The sequence below is a fragment of the Carnobacterium sp. FSL E2-0243 genome, from assembly GCF_038003605.1.
GTDB classification, from domain to species: Bacteria; Bacillota; Bacilli; order Lactobacillales; family Carnobacteriaceae; genus Carnobacterium; species Carnobacterium maltaromaticum.
Window position 1 is genome coordinate 3,420,840 of sequence record NZ_JBBOPM010000001.1, and the last position, 20,855, is coordinate 3,441,694.

Below are 20,855 nucleotides of genomic sequence, written 5' to 3' on the forward strand. Positions count from 1 at the left end.
TTTTAGTCCTCACTTAAATATTCTGCAATTAGTAAATCGACAAAATCTTTTTGTTCATTAAAGACCCCATAAATTTCGGATCGACGCATAACTTGATTGGCCCATAATAAATGTGGTTTAACTTCATTCATTTTATTGCCTTTTTCACTTTTAAAAACACCAACTTGTCCATTAGTACTATCTAAAATGCGTTTTGCATCGTAATATTCCTCTTTTGAAATTACATATTGGCTGTTTACTGGCACTATATGCGTTGGATGAATACAAGTTTTGCCACTGATTCCATTTAATTTATCTAATAAGACTTCTCGAATCAGACCATCATTTGCATCTGAAATCAACTCTTCACGAAGAATCTGGCCATCTTCTCCCAATTTAGTAGCAAACGGCGTTTTTCTTAAAAGTGGTTTCATTACCCGAGGACGTTTACTGAAAAATTCCCAGACACACCCACTAACAACAAAACGGCAGTCCAGACTAAAATAATTCAGCACATCTGTCATAAAGTCACGCATCACCGAGACATCATAGATTGTGGAATCGATACTTCTACGTAAACCAAATAAACCACACATATCGGTAGCTCCTAACCGAATATTTAAAATTACTTGTTCAAATTTAGGTTGGGTTAATAGTGCATAAATTTTATTTAGCTCAGACTCTCTTGTTTGGCGAACCATTAGTTCTTTTGACTCTAAAATAGGCATCGCCCATAACCATGTATCGGCTTTTTCAGCGACTTGAATTAAAGTCACCAAATAATCCTCTAAGTTACGATTATCAGCTTTCGGCAAAGCAAATCCGTTCACTTCATTAGCTAATGTACCTAGTTTTTCACCAAAATCAGCTAAATGTTGGGGTGTACGAATGCGAATAAAAATCATTGGCAACTTATCTTGTTCCCTTTGACTTTGTGTCTTTTTATATTCTTGAATCTGTCTCAATTGATTTAATAAATTCTCTTCAGCAATCTCCAAACTCACATCACCAATACTATCTTCTAAACACAAAATATAGGTGGTAGCTGAATAACGACTTTTGGTAATAATTTGAGCAATATCTTCTCTTGTTCCAGGCATGTACAAAACAGCACCTAGTGAGTTTGCAATTCGAGCTTTTTCACTTGCTGAAATCATTGCTAAAGAGCGGTCTTGTTGAATGTTAATTGGTTGCGGTTTTTTATAGAAAATTTGGTTTTCTTCCTCTTGTGTTAAAAAATTAAAGTGTTGCATTTTATTCGCCACCTCCATTAAAAATAAAAAACAAATTTCTTACTTTATACTACCACACTTGGGGATAAAATCTAGATAATCCTTTATTGTGACAACTTTTATACAAAATAATAGCAAATGTTCTTAATATAGTTGAAAACGCTTACTCTATGTGGTATATTCATATAGAGCAAAAAAACAATTGAAAAATACTTAGGATTGTTACCAGTATTTTGGGCAAAACCTTAACGAATTTAGAACTAACAGATACTTTATGTATTTTTTAGCGACTGAATTGGTTTAGGTTTATTTTTTTGCTTAAAAATAGCTTTTTGGGGTCTAACTTCAACAGTTCCTTTTAGAGAGGACGCTCTCAATGAATACAAAAGTAGCTGAGAAGATAAATGAAAAAAGGGAGAGAATAAATGATGAAAAAACATTGGGGTAAGTTGGCGATTGTAGCCTTTGGAGCACTATTAATGGTTGGCTGTGGCACAAACAATACAACAGCAGATAAAAAAGAATCGAGTTCATCAAGTTCAGAAGTCGCAACAACTACAGATGGAGAAGTCACTTTTTATGTTGTCCGTCATGGTAAAACAATGCTAAATACAACGGATCGTGTACAAGGATGGTCAGATGCTGTCCTAACTCCTGCTGGGGAAGAAGTGGTTGGTTTTGCTGGTAAAGGTTTAGAAGATGTTGAATTTAAAACCGCATATAGTAGCGATAGCGGACGTGCGATGCAAACAGCACGTATTATCTTAGATGAAAATAAAAAGTCATCTAAAGTGGCATTACAAACAGATGAACGCTTCCGTGAGTTTAACTTTGGTACTTATGAAGGTGACTTAAATGAAACTATGTGGACAGATATTGCTCAAAGCCAAGGAAAAACATTAGAAGAGTGGCAAAGTGCCGGCATTTCTCCAAAGGATTTTGCCAATAGTGTTGCTGCATTAGATAAAGAAAAAATTGAAGAAGGTATTAATTGGCCTGCAGAAGATTATGCGACGATTTCTGCTCGTCTAAAAGCAGGTATTACTGAATTAGCTGAAAAAGAAAGTAAAAAAGGCGATCACAATGTTTTACTTGTTTCCCATGGTTTAAGTATGGGTGCATTAGTTGATACCTTGTTTGATGACTTTAAATTACCAGATGGTGGTTTTAAAAATGCTAGTGTCACAACAATTACGTATAAAGATGGAGAATTTAAATTAGGTGATGTAAATGATTTAAGCTATATTGAAGCTGGTGAAAAAGCAAGTAAATAATACGATTGGAAGAGGCTAAGGAAAAATTCCTTAGCCTCTTTTTCTATCTATAGACGTCCATACTCAATTGGTTCTTGATTTATCTGTATTTGATTGTCAGATTGTTCCACAACCAAAATTAAGTTGTTATCTTGTTCTTTTAAATAAAAAAGCTCATCAATTTGATAGATGCCTTTAGAGTGACCACCTTCTAGTAAGAGAATAGCCGTTGCAATTGCCATGTCTGCCGTAATCTGCGCCTCATTTTTACCTTTTAAAAAGAGACCTACATGTTCTGTTTTCTTATACGCATCAATTTTAATTTGATAGGTTGGTTGTCCGATTTTTATTTTTTGAAAAAGAGCCAACACTAAATATTTAACTTTCTTTTTTTCTAAAAATCGAATTAAGTTTAATTTAGTCAACGCTGCGAAAATTCCCGTTGTACTTCGAGAATCAAAGACTAGACGCGTCTTCACTATCGGAATGGCTAAACTACTTGGCAAAGTAAGTTGGTCTGGGAAAGGAAAAAAATAAGCTTTTCGCAGGCGGCGATCTCCCGAAAAATGAATTTTTTCTCCACCAGTAAAACTAGTTACTGAGGTTGAATCAGCTAATGTGTAACGTGTATTCATATTTTTAATCGTCCAACTCATCGCCTCTTTTCCATGGGTGTCTCCCAAGCCTAGTAAAATAGAAATATCAATTTTTTCAGAATGAGGCATTAATTTTAAACTCTCTTTTGCTACTAAATTGGTTAACCCAGGAGCTAACCCCACACCTAAAATAGCGGTACTGTTTTGCTTATCTTTATCTAAATACATAAGTTGTTGAAAAAAAGCATAATTTGCTGAAATATCTAAATAATCAACACCTAACTCTAAACAACGTTCCAAGAACAACGTATTTGTCTGATCAATACAAATAATAACTAAATCCGTATTTTGTAAAAAATCCCAATCATCCTCGTTAGTTAAATCAACACTTAAATAGCTCAATTTTTCTGACGAATTTTGACTGAATTTTAATGCCTTTTCTTCACTGCGTCCAGCGACAACAACCGTTGAATAGCGCTTTGCTAATTGGCGACTAACCTGTCCACCAACATGACCATAACCACCAATAACGACAATTTTTTTCATTTTCAAATGCCTCCTTAAATGCCCCTGACAAACGTTTTTCTAGCCATCTTTGTTTCATTAGGCTATGCTTAAGTATAAAATAATTTAAAAAAAGCACCATCCCTAATTACAGGGGCTGAAGGAGGTTATCTATTGAATGAAAAGATTCTAAAAAAACAGCTGCAAAAAATTGCCTTAACATCTCCAGATTTAGTCAATTATCAAAAAAGTATCAGTCTTTTTTTGAAAAAGGAGAGCCTTTTTAGTTCAATTTGCTTCCATTTAATTGATTCAGAAACACTTTTAACAAGACAAGCTACCACGGATAAAAAAATCCAAGCTATTCATCCACAATTAATGAGCTATGAATATCTAGATGAATCGGTCCATACTTATCGTCAAATGCTTAAAACACAAACCGACATTTCTATTTTGAGTCAATTATCTACTCCGATTCTGATAAAAAATAAGAAATTCACAAATATTTTGGCGCCTGCGAATATTGCAGATGAAATGCGTGTAGCCCTAATTTATCAAGATATCTGTTGGGGGTTCCTGACTCTGTTTAAATCAAATGATGATGGCTTTTTCACTAAAGGTGAAGCTGATTTACTGACTTATATAGCACCATTTATTGCTGCTTACTTAGGTAAATCAACTCAATTCCAACTAACGAATCAACCATTAGAAAACCAAGAGTTCGCTTCCTTCATTATGTTAAATAAACAATTAGAATTAGTCGGTTATACACAGTCAGGTGAATCTTGGTTGCATCGTCTCCAAGGAGAACTGCAGCTGTCTTCTAACCAAATTCCTATTCCTTTGCAAAACTTAGCTACCCGTTTATTTTTCTCTAAAGAACCTTCTGAAAAACTGTTGCTTTCACTTGATGACGGAGAATTAGTGAGTGTGGTGGCAAGCAGATATGTAACACCCTTGGATTCAGCTAAAATTCAGCAAGTAAGCATCACTTTCCAAGAGCCAAGTTTATCAGAAAAAATTAATTATCAAATGCTGCAAAAGCAGTTAACTGCTCAAGAGCAAAAAGTTGTTGGTTATATTTTATCTGGCCTAAGCAACAAACTGATTGCCAGTGAATTGGCAATTTCTGTTTATACTGTCCAAGATCATATCAAATCAATTTTCACTAAATTAGCTATCAGTAGCCGTAATGAACTATTGCCACAGCTTATTCAAAAAAAATTAAAGTGAAAAAGTCTAAGAACTATGGTTCCTAGATTTTTTCACTTTATCAATTTATCGAATACTTTTCATCATAATAATCAAACTTTGCTTCGATTCTAAATCCCATTGATTGGTACAAATGTAATGCTCGTGCATTGGTTGATTCAACTTCTAAATAAAGCTTATCTATTTTATTTTTATAAATAGTTGTAATGACTGCTTCTAAAGTAGCTCGCCCAACTCCCTGCCCTCTTATATGAGGAGCAACCATAAAACCATAGATTCCAACTTCTCCTTGGTAATTATCAACTTTTAATTTACCAACAATTTCTCCATTTACACGAACTAACTGAATCCCCTCAAGCTCGACTTCCATCAGTTCTTTCGTTGTAATTTCTTGATTATCAAAGCGTTCTTCATTTAATCTCACAATGATTTCTCGATCAGATTCTTGGGCATCTAATAATTCCAAAGATTTGGTTTTATTAAACGTAGTCAAGTGATCTTGATTAAACCGCATGTGATACTCTGAAAAAGCATAAGGGATTTCTAATTCTTTTATGATACTAGTAAGAAGAGTATCTTCTTGATCTACGATAAAAAGACAATTTTTATTATTTTTTTCTTTGCCATATTGCTTTAAGCAAGTATACATCAGCATAAATTCTTGCTGAGTCCCATCAAACACAGTCGTGACCTCTAATTCTTGAGGATCGTAAGCACTAAGTAACATATATCCAAGTAAAACACCTTGATTTCGATATAGAATATGGTTAACATAAGGATTTTCTTCTGCAATCATACCTTTATTTAATTTGAAAGAAAGATTTTTCTTTTTCTGTAACGCTGTAATCAACTTATTAACTTCACTTATTTCTGGATTTTTTAATGTACTAACTTGGTTAATTTCTGTTACCAAAGGCCTGACTCCCTTTCCTTTTTCTTTCATTTAATATTCTCTAAATATGCACCACATAAAGAAAAACTGCTTTTAACGATAAAAAGCAGTCTCTTAAACTGAATTTATTTCATGCTGTAGCGCTCATGAATAGATGGCTTAGCAACCTATTTCCGCCAAAAACTTGAATAGTTGGCTTTATCTGATATATTGAATTCAATCATTCTTTCGAGTAATCCATAATCAATTGGACTTTCCCAAGGAATTTGCATCAAATTTTTAGTTTGTCCATATCCTGCTTCTTTAATTTGGTCTGAGAATACCTCCATTCCTAGCGCTTCAGGTGCAACTGCCAAATGTTTTTTAGAAACACTAAATCCAATAATAAAGGTTCCGTGATCTGTTAACATTGGTTGGTTCCAAGCAATCTTTTTCTCCAAAGTAGGAAACTTGGTGGTTGCCCATGTTAAAACTTCCTCTACTCGAGCTCGCTGCTCTGGTTGCTCAATTTCTGCAATAAATTCTGTAAATGTATCCATATTTCCCTCCTGTTCTTATGCTTCAGCCAATAATTTTTCTAGTTTGCCCACTAATTCCATTTGCCCATATTTGGCTCCTTCTAACGCGCCAGGCTGTTCACTAATGCCAGTTTGATCAAGATGCAATTGTGTACCACCGTCTTCTAGCGCTGTTAAAGTCCAAACAACCGTATGAATTTCTGGACCTGTTCCCCATGTGTAGGACAAGCTATGAGGCTCTTCTACTTCAAGAACTTGACCTTCTACAATGCCATCCCACCACTCATTTGGTTCTGCACGGTAGGTAAATTTATACCCAACAACCGGTTTAAAATCGTTTTTCCACATCCATTTTGCTAGCATATTTGAATCTGTTAAGGCTGTCCAAACTTGATTAATTGAGCTGGTAAATTGAAAATCTAAAACTAATTCTGCCATTGTCTATTCCTCCGATACTAGATTTTTCAATAGGTGATATGCGTTCATACTTAATTGTCTCATTTGAGATTAGTATAGCTTATTCCTTAGTTATTGTCTTGCCTTAACCATTAATTTCTCCTTGGTTAAATTCCACTTATTAACTTAAAATTACTGTTGATTTCATCTGTATGTTATAATACTCATAAAATACAAGGTAGAAGGTGTGACTTATGGAACTTAAATTAGACGTCCTTATTTCAGAAATGCAAACAACGATTCAATTTAATCAGCAAGAAGGAACCATCACAATAGTTAAAGCTCAAGAAATTCCCAAAACCGAACATACTCTTTATTTTCTATTGAAAAATAACGAATTTGTTGCTAGTGGTACAACAAATTTTCAAGCTAATTTAAAAGATGTTGAATTTAATCAGGTCATAACTATCACACCCCCATGGGAAATCGAACCTGAACATTTAGAACAGCTATTCCTTGCTCAAGCATCTGATAAAGGGGTCAATTTGGTAAGCCTAAGCAATCCTGAAGGACAAGTTCCTACAAATGCTGAAAAAACGGTTAACGCTTATCTCGAAACCTTATTCTTTATTCTCGAGAAATTTGGCTACCAAATTGAACCTAAGACTGATCTACCAAAGCCTAAAGCCAAACCTGCAAAAGCACGTCATAGATGGACAAAAGAAGTTAGCCAAATCGAATTTTTCATTGATACGAGAGAAAGTAAAGCCACAGCCCTTTGGGTAAAAAGGAATGAAATGCTTCTTAAAGCTGGTGCCAAAATGATGCCCACTGTGCCTTTAAATAAAGATGGTTCGGTAGGTTTTTCTGCCCGTCTAGGTGAAAAACTACGCTATGATTACAGCGATAAAATCAAAGACTTCACAACAACAGAAGATTTAACTTTTAAAAGTGTCAATGAGATTGGGATATTTCTATATTTCGGTGGAACAAATAGTTGGCTAGAAATGCTCGATGCTAACGGGAAATCAATTAATGAATGGACCGTTGTTGAATAGATTACAAAATAAAAACATCGTACGAAATCTATTTTGCTAAATGATTTCATACGATGTTTTATTTTTCGTTTATTTTTCCTTGATTAAGAGACCTTCATCCCACAAATCAGCATGTACCAATATTACTTCAGGACCAAATGTTTGTTTGATAAAGTCTTTCATTTCAGACAAATCCAACTCATTTTTCAAGACAATAATGCGATTAATAAACCAGTTTTTCCGATCAGCAGTGGCTGGAATTTCTAAATTTATTGTATAAACAAAGCAATCGTCCCAATTTTTTTCGATACGCATATTCTCGCTCTCCTGTTCTAATTGATTAAGCAACAATCGATTCATTTAATCATTATTTTTTTCTATTTTCGCTCTTTGAGCGCGTTTTTTTCGTTTAGCTTGTCTTCTTCTTAGTTCTGCTTGTTTTTGCTTTTCTTGCTTTTTCTTTCTCATAATAAACCAGATTAAAACTAATGCACTTAGAATCAATACAATACCAATGACGATATATAGCCATGTGTAGTCTTTTTTCACCGTGACATCTTTTTCATTTAACTCTTTCGCAACATCTGCTTTGATCGTGAAATCTTTTTTAAACTTCCAGGTTTTATCCATTGATTTTGCAGTCATCACCAGTGTGTAGTCTCCGGCTTTAAGCTCTTCTCCATTTAATGAGACCGGATAAGCAAATGAGGTATTAGGTGCCATCTGCATATCTTCTTTCTTAGAAGTATATAACACTTCACTTTCGCCTTTTTTAGTGATTTTTGTATCGACTGAAAGCTGATTTAGGTATTTTGCCTGTGTATTTTGTAGGTTAGCGTTAATCACATTCCGGGCATTGACTTGATTCGGCTCAACAGCACCTAATTTTAACTCAGAATCAATTTTAACATCTGTTTCTTGAAGTACAACAGCGACTACATACGCATATTTATTTTCAATAGCTAACCCTTGTTGAGCATTCTTTTTCTCACTCTCTTCGGTTGCATCTTTCTCTTTTAACGTAATCCCGCCTGCTAGAATCCCATCAAAACCATCTTTAGGCATCTCAATTTTCAGCTCTAAGTCTGTTGAGCCCTTTGCTGGAATTTTTACTTCTTCTACAGTTGGTTTCACGATGTCTTCAATGTTATAAGGGCTTGTTTTATCTAGTTTAGTATTAGATTCACCATATTCTACAACCCCATTTATATTAGTTGTTGCAGCGTGAATACTAGGAATCACCGTAACTTCATTGTCTGTATCATTGCGCATATGAACTTTTAACGTTTGTTGCTCCGATGGCTTCATCATTAAATCAAAATAACTATGAGAAGTATCTTTTTGGTTCTCGGGAATCACAGGTTCAACACTAAATTTCAATTGCGAGGCATTCGCTTGTGGAATAACGCTGACTAGACTTAGAAGAAAGATCAGCCCAATTATTAATTTTCTTTTTACATGTAACATATTTTTTCTTCCTCCTATAATAAAAAGTTCGTTTAGCCGTTTAGGCCTGGCAAGAAAATAGGAAAAATTGATATGGCGCTTTTTGCCATCTCGAATTTTTATCTTTTTCTCGAAGGACTGGCTTAAAAGAACTAGCCTTAATAAAAAGTTCGTTAAGCCGCTTAGCTCCGGCAGAAAAATAGGGAAATACACACAAAGTATCTCGTTACTTTGAGGGATTTCATCTTTTTTCCAAGGAGTTGGCTCATAAGAACTAGCCTTAATAAATGAAAAAACAGGTATAGGAATACACCAAGTAGATGTACTCCTATACACAAAATCTTTTTATTATTCTCCTGAATTAGCTGGAGTATCAGTTAATGTCCAAGTTAAGGTTGTTTTATACGTATCTGCATCCTTAACACTTGAACCTGGTACGCTTAGAGCAATGCTTTCAGCCATGTTTGAAACATCTCCTGCACGGTAAACCCATGTACCAAAACCTTCACCTGCTGCTGCAGACATGATGTTTTCAGCTACACCAGTTCCGTCATTTTTCAATGAGAAGGATGTTTTTACAACACTTGGAATTTTTGAATTTGAAACAGAAGCAACTTGTCCATTTTTAAAGGTTACTTCAGCTCCAACTAGCTCTTTCCCCTCTTTAACTGATTTGAATTGACCATTTTGTTTGACACTCAACGACCAACCTTTTTCTCCACCACGTTTATCTGTAACTTGAGCGTAGTTTGGAACTGGATTATTTAAATCAGCTTTACCATCTTCACCTCGTAAATATTGAGGTTTTGCAAAGTAAGTTTGGTTTTTAGTTGAAATTAATTGTTCACCAAAATCTAAACTTGATGCATAATCTAAACTTAATGGACCATTTGTACCTGGATCAACTGGTTTTTCTGGGTCGGTTGGGTCAACTGGATCAACTGGTTTCTCTGGGTCTGGATCAGTTGGGTCAGTTGGATCTGTTGGCGACTCATCTTCAATAAATTTTACTTGTGCGTTTGTATCACGATTGGCTGGAATTGGTCCTGGCGCTGCAGAAACAGATCCAACACCACTGATTAATATTGTACTAAATAATAAAGTTCCTACGGTTGCTAATTTTAATGATTTCATTTTCTTAACTCCTCTAGTTTTTTTAGTTGGTTTATTTTTATTCATTTCCTGGGACATCTGTCAGTGTCCAAGTTAATTTTGTATCATAGCGCACTGCATCTTTAGCTGTTGTACCTGGTACGTCTAAAGTGATGGCTTTGTTTTTCTTAACGGTTTTTCCTTCTACTTCCACATCTTCAAGTGTACCGAAACGATCTACCCAAGTTCCTGCACCCGCTCCTTTAACAGCAGTCATTACTTTTGTTGCAGTGTTTGGCGTTAAGGCCATATCAAAGGTTTTAGGCGCAATTACGTTTTCGATATTTGAAGCTGAAACACCATCAGTAAAGGTAATTTGTGAACCCGTTAATTCTTTGTTTAAGGTTTTATCATTTTTAAATTGTCCTTCTTGTTTAACGCTTAATGACCATCCGCCATTATTTCCGCGTTTGTCTGTAATTTGTACATAGTTTGGTCTAGCAGTTGCTGGATCAAAATCAGACATATCTTCATTCCATAAATATTGAGGATTGGCAAAATAAGTTTCATCTTTATTGGTAATTTTATTTTTCCCAAAATCAATACTTGAAGCAAAATCGATACTTAAAGGTCCATCTGTTCCAGGATTTGGTTTATGCTCTGGAGTTGTTGGATCCCATGGATTTACAGGTTTATTTGGATCTGGATCGACTGGATCAACTGGATCAGTTGGACCTGCGTCAGGTACAAATTCAACCATTCCACCACTTTGATAGGTTCTTGTGTAATCTTCTTCTGCTGCCAATGCAGGTAGTGCTGTTGTACCATATTTAATTAATTTCATTATAAATTTCCTCCTGTTTTTTGTTTTTATTTAGTAATATTAATAGCAATGAGCCTGATAAGATAAGCATTCCTATTAAATTTAAATAACCTGTATTAGTCGTACCTGTTTGTGGCAAGCTTCCGTGATTTGCTACGGACGGGCTTGGTCTTCCTGCTGGTAAAATTTGATTGGGAGTAACTACTTCTGTTTCAGTTTCTGGGTACTCATACTTCCCATAAAAACCAATCCCACTATTTGATTCATAAGTTTGTTTTTCAGATGCATCTACAACTGTCCACGAAATGGATAGACAGCCGAGAAACAGTAAAACTAGAACGATTCTTTTTTTCATTTCGGCTCCCCCTTATCCGTTTCCTGGTACAGATTGTAGTGTCCATTGGATGGCACCCATATATTTTTCATTATAGGGTTGTCCTGCTTTCACTTTCAAAACTGGGCCTGCTTGCACATCTTGCCAATCATTTGAAATCTCAACAGGTTGATTATCTGCCGTTTTCTGATCTCTAATCGGAATCGAATCACCTACTGTAAAGGCTAGCTCTTTGCCTTGATTGTAATAGTGTAAGCTATCAATTAATTGATGACCTGACTCACTAGTTAATTCTTTTAGAAGTGTCGCTTTCATTGACCATTGATTGCCTTCGCCGCGACTGTCTTGAACAATCAATCCCTCATCTTTATTTTGAATAGGGTAGACCTGGTCTTTTGTTGAAATTTTCAAATCGTTCCCAAAGTTCAACTCCTTTGGTGCAGAAATAAATTCAAGTACTCCTTTGATTCGTGTCTCGACAAGATTCGATTGGAGCCCAACTGTTTTAAAGTTATCAGAAAATGTCATTGCCGCAGTTGCTGAATTTTTAATTATCGTACCGTCAGACACTTTTACAGCATCTACGGTCACATCGAATTCCACAATAATCGTTTCATTGGCGGCTATTGTTCCTGAGCTATCATTGAGGGAAAGAGTTGTTCCGACTATCGTTGGTACAGCTAATGGCTTCCCGGATTCCGTATGTGCCACTAGATTAGTACTATTTTTTGTATAGTTTGTTAATTCAGTAATATCAGAGTTGATTGAGATTGTAGTGTACTTAGTATCTGCTTGCTTATAAGGCGTGCGGTAAATAATTTTATAATGAAGAATATCATTTACTTGCGCATCATCTGCTACAGAACCATCTTGATGAGTGACACTTTCTTCCAACACACCATAATCTTCAATCAGAGTTGTGACTTCATTTGAATAACTTAAAGGAATCTCAAACCCATTACTGTATTTCCCTTCAACCGTAGTCTTGCCTTTGACAAGTGTACCCGTTGGAACTCCTTTTTTGACTGTTCCGTTGTACTCTAGATACACAGCTTGTTTACGATTCACTGGTTTTGTAATTGAGGCAGTAATTTTTCTAGTCCCCGCATCGTAGGAGCCTGTCCCTACTACTTGACCCGTTTCATCTTTTAGCGTGATATTCGTAATGGCTTCTAGTTGCTCATCAACTGTTGTGGCAAACGATAATGTTGTATAATTTATTGTTTCTGTTTCTGATGGATAAGCACTTAAGGCCGTTCCTCGATAAGTCAATTGTTCACCTGGTGTTGCGATATCTGCCACTGATCCATCAAGATGAAATACTTCTTCTTTGACTTCAAGCCGCTCATCTTTTAGTTTGGCAAAAGCTTCATTACTTTTCACAATTTTGTCTGAAGCATCTGAGTTGGTTACAATGATTTGACTCGTATTTGGCAACAATCGGTAGCCATTCTCGTAAGGATATTTGGATAAATTTGCCCCATCTTTAACAGTTGCTACTACTTCTAGCATGTACATCTTATTGTAAAAATCGGCTCTCTTTAGAGAAGCATCTTTTGCTTCAGCCCGAATATTATTGCCTTGTTGGGAAAGGGTAAATAAATTATTTACATTTTGACCCGTTAAAGTATCAATAATATTGAAGGATTGAACCGACAATTCATCAATAATTGGATCTTCAATAATTAATTGTGGTTCAAAATTCTTGATTTGTCTGTATGGAACACTAACATAGGTTTTATAATTAACTTTTTTCGTTACTTGATCCTCAACTGTTCCAATTTTGGAAGGATCAGGGAAGGCAATTGGAACAAGACTTTTCACATCATACCCATTCCAACTGTTTGATGAATAATAATCAAAGGTTAGTTCGTCAGTTTCTCCATATGCGATACTAACCCAACGCGTTTCATCCGTTTCACTAACATTTGAGTTTCGTGGAGACTCGACAGTTAATTGATTATTTCTAAGTTGTCCTAATACGTCTGAGTCTTCCCTTACATAAACTTCTTGAATGCTATCTGAATACATAATTGCCGTTTCATTAAAATCGATATCGGTTAAGTTCCAAACACCTTTTACTTTAACTCTTTCCCCTGTTTCAGAGTCATAAAATTCTACTCTAATAGTTGCAGGATTATATTGGGAACCACCCTCAACACGTGCAGATAACATATTGCTTGTTCCACCTGCTGTTGGAGTTGCAGTACCGAAAGAAGAACCCCCACTAGCTGTGTTCACAATGACTTCTTTGACATCAATCACTCGTCCTTTATAGATACCTGTTTTTGTATAATAAATATAGGTATCTTCACCTGACTGGGCTCGGGTAAAACGCTGTAACGCTGCAGGTGTTCCTTTATTAACACCATGGACAAAATAATTAACTTTGCTTTCTTTGAAACGACTTAATACCAAACCATATTCTCCCGAAATAGTTTGAGGCGGATTAAGTTTAGGTATTTTAATGACTCCTGGTTCATTCACTAATAGCGTGCCTGTTGGCAGTAAATTCAATCTAGGCTGAATTGCATTGCGAGGGCTAATACTTTCCATTAATTTTTCATTTTCTACTGGAATTTCCGCTACTGGCGGGGCCAATTCCTCAGCTTTTGGTTGTTCTATTGGCGTTTCTGGAGCAGCTGGATTTGGCTCTGATTCCTCTTTTTCTTCTGGATCAATGAGCGTCTCAATAGATGGGTGAGCCTTTACTGCAAGTGGAAACTGTTTTTCTAGCCCAGTTTCATCCGTAACTTTCACCTTGAAGTCTCCCGCTACGGTAAGATTTCCACTTATATTTATCTTAGTAGGAGCATTCCCATCATTTGCCAACGTAATTTTTTGTTTTAGTCCGACTGGCTCAATTTTTTCAATAACCCCTTGGTTCGCTTGTAGAATATCTGCTGTATTTAGCTTAAATTCCTGTGGTACTTCTAAATAAAATTCACGATTACTTAGAGAATCATTGATTGTTATGTCAAATTGAAAAACATCGTTCTCATAAAACTCTTGTTGGCTAGAAGTAATTGTTAAATTTAACTCCTCAGCTTTAATTCCAGATTCTTTAAATTTAGTTGCATAATGAATCCCAGATAAGATCAATCCTAAAACAAATAGCGCACTAATCCACATACTTATTTGTTTTTTATTCCTTCTGATTCGCATTCTTTCACCCCTTAAATGAGTCTCGTAAACAAATGTTTATGACACGCTATCCAAAAAGCTAATTTGTGCTATAGAAAGTCAGCGATACTGCCAATTTAAATCGGCAAAAAACAGATAAAAAAAGTGTCGCGTAAACATTTGTTTACGCGACATTTTTGGATGTGCTCTCTATCTGCAATTACTATATCATTTACAATTTTTACTGTCATTTTAAAAAATTTTATTTTTTTGAAAATTTTTTAGAATACTTATTTACATGGGTTTAAATAAGCTGTTTTTCAAAATATAATAGCAATAAATATATGTTTCTGTTATTCTTATATTTATTTGATACCCATCGTAAATAAAAAATTTCTCTCTAGACTTAATAATTATATTCCTATAAAGTATAGAATAGTTTAAATAAGATAATACATAAGGAGGATACTCATGAATTTTTTACTAAATAAAGAATATCAGCATCGAATGGCTATCTTAAATCATTTAGAACTAACGCCTTTACAAACAACATCCATTCAAGAAGTCTGTGATTCACTCTCTCTTTCAAGTTTTATTGTCAAAAAATCAATCAAACAAATTATTGAAGATTTAAATGAGCACCATATTACAGGTATTCAAATCAAATTAGATTCAAAAAAAATCAGCTTGAATTCAGATGGAACAGATTCTATTCTTACGTTGCAGCGCATTTATTTAAAAGATTCAAATTTATTTCTTTTATTAGATGGAATCTTTAAAGAAAAAGAATTTTCATTAGAGCAGTTCTCTGCCAATCAATATTTAAGCCTTTCTGCAGCCTATCTTTTACGGAATGAATTAGAAGTCATTTTAAATAATTATTCTATTTCGATTGATTCTGACCTACAACTTTCAGGCTTAGAATCTGACATTCGTCTGTTTCTTTTTGAAGTTTACTTTCATTCCTTCAATAGCTTAGAATATCCCTTTTCTAAAGAATTAGTCGAATTGTCCAGGTTATTTATCAAAGAAATTTCAACCTTTTTAGGGATTTCCTTCTCTTCTACTCAAGAAATTAAGATTACTTTCTTTTTATGTATTCTATTTCAACGTCTTTTTTTTGGAAACACCTTAAAAAAACAAGAAATGAGTATTCACTTTAAAGATATTCAACTTGCAATTAAACCAATGGTCATCAACTTTTTTTTAGATACAACAACTCTCACGCAAGCTCAAATAAAATTGGAAACTAGTTTTTTGTGCTCGTTCTTGTTTGCTGGAAACTTGATTCCAAAAATTTCGACAAATGCTTCACTGAAATTTATTGAATCAAGCTGCAAGCCCGCTTTAGATTTAACGGCGCTTTTTTTAAAACAATTAAACAAACAATTTGATATTCAAACAGATGCAACTTACTATCCTTTATTAAGAAAAGAATTGAATCGGATTCACTATAAATTTTTAAAATTTAATCATTCTGATTTAATGATTTATTTTCAAGCTAATCCTGAGTTTCTAAAAGAAAATTACCCAGATTTTTTTCTATTCTCAGAATCCTTTATTCAAACTAATTTTAAACCAACTGAAGAAACAACAATTTTATTTTATGATTATTTATTTTCCTTGATTCGTTTCTTACCTGCGACCCTTTTGAACAATCCAATATACGTTTGTGTCGACTTTTCTCACGGAAAATCATATAATCATTTCATTAGCACCTCAATCAAGTCTTTTAAATTTCTCAATATCTTGATTGAACCCAGTCTCTCTAATAAAACCAATTTATACCTTTCTGATTTTAAACCTACTCAAGCGCATTGTGATTATATTATTTGGAAAAATCCGCCATTGCCAACTGATTGGGAATACTTTGGAAACAAAATTATTGAATTGAAACATCAAGAAAGGTGATTTTATGAATCATAAACTAGTACATTTTACTCAATCTTCAATTATCTGTGGCTTTCTATTCTCAGGACTTTTTTTCACTGTATCTAGCGAAGTTACTGCTAACAACTCAGATATTGTTTTAATAGCAGATAATTCTACCGTTAAGCCTGTTAATCCGCTTAATCCTGCTATTACAGTAGATCCAATAGAAGCACCGCCTAAGTCTACTGATGCAATTGAACAGATACAACCAAATAAGGAACTTGAAAATATCCATCCGACAACTCGTAGAAAAGCAAAGCCGATCAAAAAGAAACCCAAAGAAAAAAAAGTAGCCTCGAAAAAAGAGTCTGCTTTAAAAATTACCGAGTTGACTCCATACTCATTTCAAACAGACGCCGTGTTGCCACCTGATCCAAGCAGCAGCGGTGGAAACAATGCATATCATCAAACAAATACGGGTCAACTATTGGCAAATTTATCTGGTTTTATTTTATATGGCACTAAAAAGTAACCTCTTTTTTTCGTTTTTAAGTCGTTCCTTTTTATACCCATTAAATTATTTAAAAAATCGCGTTTTTTTCCTTTAAATAATGAACTAACTCTATTATGATAGGGTTAGTTCATTACTTTTAGGAGGAATTTTTTTGGCTATACTAGGCTATGCTCGTGTCAGCACACATTATCAACAACTTGATTCTCAGTTAGCTGCACTGAAACACTACGGATGCGACCGTATTTATACTGAAACAGAGAGTGGCAGGAACGAAAAACGTGTGGAGCTAAATAAAGTACTGAATGAATTACAATCAGGTGATACATTCGTTATTTTCAAGTTGGATCGCCTTTCTCGTGGCACAAAACATCTTTTAATTTTGATGGAAGAATTTAAGCAACGGAATATTCATTTTATCAGTATTCAAAATAACATTGACACAACGACTTCCATGGGACGTTTCTTTTTCACCATCATGAGTGCTTTTGCTGAAATGGAAGCAGAGCTAATTAGTGAGCGTGTCATTTCAGGGCTAAATGCCGCTCGTAATAATGGTAAACAGTTAGGACGTCCACCAGTTAATAAAAACATTGAAATGGTGCTGGATTTATATACGAATACAGATTTGTCAATTGCTAAAATTGCTCGAACAGCTGAGGTATCTAGATCAACTGTTTATCGCTACCTTGAGAAAAATAATGTTCCATTGAAATGTAAGTAATAGGTAGCATAGATTTGAAAGTTACAAATGAATAGATTATTGTTAAGTAGTTAATGGCAATGACAAAAAAGAGTTTAGGACTTATGTCCCAAACTCTTTTTTCACTTAATTATTTTCGTTAAATACACAAATTTTTAATCTTTATTTCCTAGATACTTTTTTTTATCTACTGTTACTATAAAGCTAATAAAAATTAGGATTCCAATTATCAGTGAATAATTTTTTTCTTCGCCTGTTTTCGGAAAAATCCCTGAATGCTCTGTTATAGAATGAATAAATAACGGATTATTGACGTTAGGTTTATTGGTTGGACTTGGAAGTATTTCATTAGTGCTTAATTTCTCTTTCTCGTAAATATACGCGACTGTCTGAGGCTCTTCCGTAAAGGCTCCTGTTGCATTTTTTGGTTCTGACTTCAACGTCCAACCTTTAATATTTTTTTTGTTTGTATTATAAGCAGTCCCTACTCTACCAGTCAGAATTTCTGAAGTCTCTAGTTCATTGCCTTCTTCATCTTGATACTTAACCGTTATTGGTGCACCTTCTACCTTTTCATAAACATACGTTACTGTTTGCGGTTGATCTGTGAAAGTCCCTTTTGCGTTTTCTGGCTCTATTTTCAACGTCCAGTATTTGATAGTTTTTTCTTTCACACTATATGGTGTGCCCAATTTGCCAGTCAAAATTTCTGTTGGCGCTAGTTCATTGCCTTCTTCATCTTGATAGTTAACCGTTATTGGTGCACCTTCTACCTTTTCATAAACATACGTTACTGTTTGCGGTTGATCTGTGAAGGTCCCTTTTGCGTTTTCTGGCTCTATTTTCAACAGCCAGTCTTTGATAGGTTTTTCTTTCACGCTATATGGTGTACCAATTTTACCAGTCAAAATTTCTGTAGGTGCTAGTTCATTGCCTTCTTCATCTTGATAGTTAACCGTTATTGGTGCGCCTTCTACTTTTTCATAAATATATGTCACTATTTGAGGTTGATCTGTGAAGACACCTATTTCATTTTCTGGCTTTATTTTCAACAGCCAGTCTTTGATAGATTTCTCGTTTGCGCTGTATGAAACTCCCAATTTGCCAGTCAAAATGTCTGTTGGCGCTAGTTCATTGCCTACTTCATCTTGATAGTTAACTTTTACTGGTGCGCCTTCTAATTTTTCATAACGGTAAATCACTTCTTGGTATTGACTACCTATTGTACCGATAGCGTTTAAAGGTAATTGAGTTTCATCTAATTTATAAGTCGGAATATCTAATTTGTATTCAGGTGTCGTAGCATCATAAGCTTCGCCACTGTACCCTTTAATTAGATTGGACTCATGAATTTCGTTGTCTTGTTCATCAAGATAGCGCACATTCACTGTTTCAGTAGCTGCTATGTCAAGTGTGACAAACGTACTATTATTAGGATTATTAAAGGCTTCATCTAGAGTGAATTTTAATAAATGACTCCCTGACTCCCATTGTTCAAGTGGAAAAGATAAGTTAGAATTTATTTCGCCTTCGTAAATAATTTTACCTAGTGAGGTATCTTCAATTGTCAAAACATGTTCTGGGAAAAGTTCCCGATCGAAGCTTTGACTTACAAATAAATCTAAGAAGGTCGGGCTTCCCACTAAGAAAGGAGTAAAAACATCTGTAGATTTGAGATTGTTAAAATAATTGTTTTTTGTTTCAATGTGGCCATCATACCCTCCAGTATATAGAAATGTAGCTACATTATATATACTTTTTGGAATTTCTAACATGTTATTGATTGTCACTTGGTTTCCAGAAATATTGACTTCGTTCTCTCCAGTTCGATTCTCATATAGACTTTTTGGCAACTGCCCGACAAATTTATTATTAGTAAAATTAATATAACTGATATTGCCTAATCCCTCGGGAATGGTTCCTGTCATCTGATTATAATCAATCCGCAGATAATCTAATTTAGGCATTTGACTAAATGCCTGGGGAATTTTACCAGTAAGCTCATTAGAAAAAAGTTCCAATCGAGCTAAATTTTTAAGTTTCACAATTTCTTCCGGTATTTGCCCGACAATTGGAGGATTATTATTTCCATTTGTCGTAATTCGGATTCTCACAATTTTATCTAAATCTTCAAAAGTTGTATCCACTCCAATAGTTTTAGGCGCTAGCTGTTTATTGACCTCATTAATTAACCAGTCTTGATCCCCTAAATCTGCTCTTGTCACAATGTCTGTTGCTTGTGATACCTCATTATTTTCCGAAGTTTCTGCAACTACTAACAACGGGCTAATCGTCGTAATAAGTAAACTAAATACAAGCAAAGCCTGTATAATTTTTAATTTTTTCATTTCATCACCTTTTCTTGTTGAATTTTGGGCATTCTAAAAATTTAATTTAAGAAAAAATACTTATTTACGACTCACAAAGGTGTCTCTTTCACAGTTTCTTTGCGCTATCTACTTTCTATTTATAAAAATAGTTTATATAAATCATATGTTAAATAGAAAAATAAAATAACGTCAAAATAAAAATGATAAACGCAGCTATAATTGAGTTCCGGTCTGAAATTTATAGTATGTATTCCTTTTTACAAAAAACATAAGTTTAATAGAATAAGTACCTAATAGCAAGTTTTTTTTCAGAAAGCTTTGTTTTTAAATACTTCTTATCCAATTATTTTATAGCTTATCTCTGCTAAATAGCTTAAAATGTGGAATGTTGGACTATATTGAAACTGTGTAGGAGGAAAAATAAATGGCTATTATTGGCTATATGCGCATTAGTACAGCGCATCAAAAATTTGATTCACAAGAACAAGCATTAAAAAGATTTGGGGTAAACAAGCTTTATCAAGAACAAGATAGTGGTAGAAACCCACATAGACTTGTCTTAAAACAAGTCCTTAAAAAATTGAAAAAAGGCGATACATTAGTGATATTTAAATTAGATCGCTTAGCCCGAAGCACCAAGCAACTGCTTCATTTATTAGAAGATTTTGATAAAAGAGGCATTCATTTTGTTAGTATCCAAAACAATATTGATACTTCAACACCTATGGGGAAATTTTTTTTACCATTATGAGCGCTTTCTCTGAAATGGAAGCTTCGCTTATCAATGAAAGAATTATGGCTGGGCTAGAAGCAGCAAAACTTAATGGAAAATCTTTAGGCCGTCCTCCACTAGTAGAAAAAAATCAATTAGCACTCCAACTTTATTATGAAAATAGATTTTCTGTTAAAGAAATAGCGACGATTAGTGGTTTAGCTACTTCGACAGTCTATAAAATAATTAAACAAGAAAAAGAAAAGCCTAAGAATTGATAGGCTTTAATA

At 34.5% G+C, this 20,855-nt stretch carries 19 protein-coding genes and 1 pseudogene; 8 read left to right on the plus strand and 12 right to left on the minus strand.

Going from position 1 to position 20,855, the window contains the following annotated elements; genetic code table 11:
* Positions 1-2: 2 nt before the first annotated feature.
* The gene (locus MHI00_RS15995) at positions 3-1,232 is read right to left on the minus strand and encodes an HpcH/HpaI aldolase/citrate lyase family protein (RefSeq protein ID WP_015077847.1); all 1,230 of its coding nucleotides are present in this window, start codon (positions 1,230-1,232) and stop codon (positions 3-5) included.
* A 407-nt stretch (positions 1,233-1,639) separates the two neighbouring features.
* Between MHI00_RS15995 and MHI00_RS16000 the strand changes: the two genes are divergently transcribed.
* Positions 1,640-2,485, plus strand: a complete 846-nt coding sequence (locus MHI00_RS16000; RefSeq protein ID WP_341115237.1) for a histidine phosphatase family protein — start codon at positions 1,640-1,642, stop codon at positions 2,483-2,485.
* 47 nt (positions 2,486-2,532) lie between these two features.
* Here the strand turns inward: MHI00_RS16000 and MHI00_RS16005 are convergent, their stop codons facing one another.
* Positions 2,533-3,606 (minus strand): saccharopine dehydrogenase family protein, encoded by a 1,074-nt coding sequence (locus tag MHI00_RS16005; protein ID WP_341114878.1) that lies wholly within the window; start codon positions 3,604-3,606, stop codon positions 2,533-2,535.
* Positions 3,607-3,738: 132 nt separating this feature from the next.
* On the opposite strand from MHI00_RS16005, the gene MHI00_RS16010 reads away from it, so the two are divergent.
* Entirely contained in the window at positions 3,739-4,797 is a 1,059-nt protein-coding gene (locus tag MHI00_RS16010) for a helix-turn-helix transcriptional regulator (protein ID WP_341114880.1), read from the plus strand.
* A gap of 40 nt (positions 4,798-4,837) precedes the next feature.
* On the opposite strand, the gene MHI00_RS16015 is transcribed toward MHI00_RS16010, so the two are convergent.
* From MHI00_RS16015 to MHI00_RS16025, 3 genes are all read right to left on the minus strand, one after another.
* On the minus strand, positions 4,838-5,719 hold the full coding sequence (locus MHI00_RS16015) for a GNAT family N-acetyltransferase (protein WP_341114881.1): 882 nt from the start codon (positions 5,717-5,719) through the stop codon (positions 4,838-4,840).
* A 116-nt stretch (positions 5,720-5,835) separates the two neighbouring features.
* Positions 5,836-6,207: an iron chaperone gene (locus tag MHI00_RS16020; RefSeq protein ID WP_010053272.1), complete on the minus strand. Its 372-nt coding sequence runs from the start codon at positions 6,205-6,207 to the stop codon at positions 5,836-5,838.
* A 15-nt stretch (positions 6,208-6,222) separates the two neighbouring features.
* Positions 6,223-6,624 (minus strand): SRPBCC family protein, encoded by a 402-nt coding sequence (locus MHI00_RS16025; RefSeq protein WP_341114883.1) that lies wholly within the window; start codon positions 6,622-6,624, stop codon positions 6,223-6,225.
* A gap of 212 nt (positions 6,625-6,836) precedes the next feature.
* On the opposite strand from MHI00_RS16025, the gene MHI00_RS16030 reads away from it, so the two are divergent.
* The gene (locus MHI00_RS16030; protein ID WP_087115415.1) at positions 6,837-7,640 is read left to right on the plus strand and encodes a hypothetical protein; all 804 of its coding nucleotides are present in this window, start codon (positions 6,837-6,839) and stop codon (positions 7,638-7,640) included.
* Between the two features lie 69 nt (positions 7,641-7,709).
* On the opposite strand, the gene MHI00_RS16035 is transcribed toward MHI00_RS16030, so the two are convergent.
* From MHI00_RS16035 to MHI00_RS16060, 6 genes are all read right to left on the minus strand, one after another.
* The gene (locus tag MHI00_RS16035) at positions 7,710-7,934 is read right to left on the minus strand and encodes a hypothetical protein (RefSeq protein WP_010053267.1); all 225 of its coding nucleotides are present in this window, start codon (positions 7,932-7,934) and stop codon (positions 7,710-7,712) included.
* 45 nt (positions 7,935-7,979) lie between these two features.
* Positions 7,980-9,086: a DUF916 and DUF3324 domain-containing protein gene (locus MHI00_RS16040; protein ID WP_341114890.1), complete on the minus strand. Its 1,107-nt coding sequence runs from the start codon at positions 9,084-9,086 to the stop codon at positions 7,980-7,982.
* A 327-nt stretch (positions 9,087-9,413) separates the two neighbouring features.
* On the minus strand, positions 9,414-10,199 hold the full coding sequence (locus MHI00_RS16045; protein WP_029451659.1) for a WxL domain-containing protein: 786 nt from the start codon (positions 10,197-10,199) through the stop codon (positions 9,414-9,416).
* Between the two features lie 37 nt (positions 10,200-10,236).
* Positions 10,237-11,001 (minus strand): WxL domain-containing protein, encoded by a 765-nt coding sequence (locus tag MHI00_RS16050; RefSeq protein WP_341114894.1) that lies wholly within the window; start codon positions 10,999-11,001, stop codon positions 10,237-10,239.
* Positions 10,988-11,335 carry an LPXTG cell wall anchor domain-containing protein gene (locus tag MHI00_RS16055; protein ID WP_057001535.1) on the minus strand — a complete coding sequence of 116 codons (348 nt, stop codon included), beginning with the start codon at positions 11,333-11,335 and terminating at the stop codon, positions 10,988-10,990. Before MHI00_RS16055 ends, MHI00_RS16050 begins: the two co-directional genes overlap by 14 nt.
* Positions 11,336-11,347: 12 nt before the next feature.
* Complete coding sequence (locus MHI00_RS16060; protein WP_341114897.1) at positions 11,348-14,479, minus strand: hypothetical protein; 3,132 nt, start codon at positions 14,477-14,479, stop codon at positions 11,348-11,350.
* Positions 14,480-14,908: 429 nt separating this feature from the next.
* Here MHI00_RS16060 and MHI00_RS16065 point away from each other — a divergent pair, with 429 nt between their 5' ends.
* From MHI00_RS16065 to MHI00_RS16075, 3 genes are all read left to right on the plus strand, one after another.
* Positions 14,909-16,348 carry a helix-turn-helix domain-containing protein gene (locus MHI00_RS16065; protein WP_010053259.1) on the plus strand — a complete coding sequence of 480 codons (1,440 nt, stop codon included), beginning with the start codon at positions 14,909-14,911 and terminating at the stop codon, positions 16,346-16,348.
* Between the two features lie 4 nt (positions 16,349-16,352).
* On the plus strand, positions 16,353-16,841 hold the full coding sequence (locus tag MHI00_RS16070; protein WP_010053258.1) for a hypothetical protein: 489 nt from the start codon (positions 16,353-16,355) through the stop codon (positions 16,839-16,841).
* 133 nt (positions 16,842-16,974) lie between these two features.
* Complete coding sequence (locus MHI00_RS16075) at positions 16,975-17,544, plus strand: recombinase family protein (protein ID WP_010053257.1); 570 nt, start codon at positions 16,975-16,977, stop codon at positions 17,542-17,544.
* Between the two features lie 134 nt (positions 17,545-17,678).
* Here MHI00_RS16075 and MHI00_RS16080 read toward each other — a convergent pair whose 3' ends face one another.
* Positions 17,679-19,871 carry a MucBP domain-containing protein gene (locus MHI00_RS16080; RefSeq protein WP_341114902.1) on the minus strand — a complete coding sequence of 731 codons (2,193 nt, stop codon included), beginning with the start codon at positions 19,869-19,871 and terminating at the stop codon, positions 17,679-17,681.
* 424 nt (positions 19,872-20,295) lie between these two features.
* Here MHI00_RS16080 and MHI00_RS16085 point away from each other — a divergent pair.
* Both MHI00_RS16085 and MHI00_RS16090 read left to right on the plus strand, forming a co-directional pair.
* Positions 20,296-20,624, plus strand: a pseudogene (locus tag MHI00_RS16085) (recombinase family protein); the annotation flags it as partial.
* Positions 20,625-20,648: 24 nt separating this feature from the next.
* Complete coding sequence (locus MHI00_RS16090; RefSeq protein WP_231857820.1) at positions 20,649-20,843, plus strand: helix-turn-helix domain-containing protein; 195 nt, start codon at positions 20,649-20,651, stop codon at positions 20,841-20,843.
* The last annotated feature ends 12 nt before the right edge of the window (positions 20,844-20,855 follow it).

Excerpts from the sequence above, each read along its gene's own strand:
- MHI00_RS15995 (WP_015077847.1), bottom strand. The coding sequence starts at position 1,232 with ATGCAACACTTTAATTTTTTAACACAAGAGGAAGAAAACCAAATTTTC.
- MHI00_RS16000 (WP_341115237.1), top strand. The coding sequence starts at position 1,640 with ATGAAAAAACATTGGGGTAAGTTGGCGATTGTAGCCTTTGGAGCACTA.
- MHI00_RS16005 (WP_341114878.1), bottom strand. The coding sequence starts at position 3,606 with ATGAAAAAAATTGTCGTTATTGGTGGTTATGGTCATGTTGGTGGACAG.
- MHI00_RS16015 (WP_341114881.1), bottom strand. The coding sequence starts at position 5,719 with ATGAAAGAAAAAGGAAAGGGAGTCAGGCCTTTGGTAACAGAAATTAAC.
- MHI00_RS16020 (WP_010053272.1), bottom strand. The coding sequence starts at position 6,207 with ATGGATACATTTACAGAATTTATTGCAGAAATTGAGCAACCAGAGCAG.
- MHI00_RS16025 (WP_341114883.1), bottom strand. The coding sequence starts at position 6,624 with ATGGCAGAATTAGTTTTAGATTTTCAATTTACCAGCTCAATTAATCAA.
- MHI00_RS16030 (WP_087115415.1), top strand. The coding sequence starts at position 6,837 with ATGGAACTTAAATTAGACGTCCTTATTTCAGAAATGCAAACAACGATT.
- MHI00_RS16035 (WP_010053267.1), bottom strand. The coding sequence starts at position 7,934 with ATGCGTATCGAAAAAAATTGGGACGATTGCTTTGTTTATACAATAAAT.
- MHI00_RS16040 (WP_341114890.1), bottom strand. The coding sequence starts at position 9,086 with ATGTTACATGTAAAAAGAAAATTAATAATTGGGCTGATCTTTCTTCTA.
- MHI00_RS16045 (WP_029451659.1), bottom strand. The coding sequence starts at position 10,199 with ATGAAATCATTAAAATTAGCAACCGTAGGAACTTTATTATTTAGTACA.
- MHI00_RS16050 (WP_341114894.1), bottom strand. The coding sequence starts at position 11,001 with ATGAAATTAATTAAATATGGTACAACAGCACTACCTGCATTGGCAGCA.
- MHI00_RS16055 (WP_057001535.1), bottom strand. The coding sequence starts at position 11,335 with ATGAAAAAAAGAATCGTTCTAGTTTTACTGTTTCTCGGCTGTCTATCC.
- MHI00_RS16060 (WP_341114897.1), bottom strand. The coding sequence starts at position 14,479 with ATGCGAATCAGAAGGAATAAAAAACAAATAAGTATGTGGATTAGTGCG.
- MHI00_RS16065 (WP_010053259.1), top strand. The coding sequence starts at position 14,909 with ATGAATTTTTTACTAAATAAAGAATATCAGCATCGAATGGCTATCTTA.
- MHI00_RS16070 (WP_010053258.1), top strand. The coding sequence starts at position 16,353 with ATGAATCATAAACTAGTACATTTTACTCAATCTTCAATTATCTGTGGC.
- MHI00_RS16080 (WP_341114902.1), bottom strand. The coding sequence starts at position 19,871 with ATGAAAAAATTAAAAATTATACAGGCTTTGCTTGTATTTAGTTTACTT.
- MHI00_RS16090 (WP_231857820.1), top strand. The coding sequence starts at position 20,649 with ATGGCTGGGCTAGAAGCAGCAAAACTTAATGGAAAATCTTTAGGCCGT.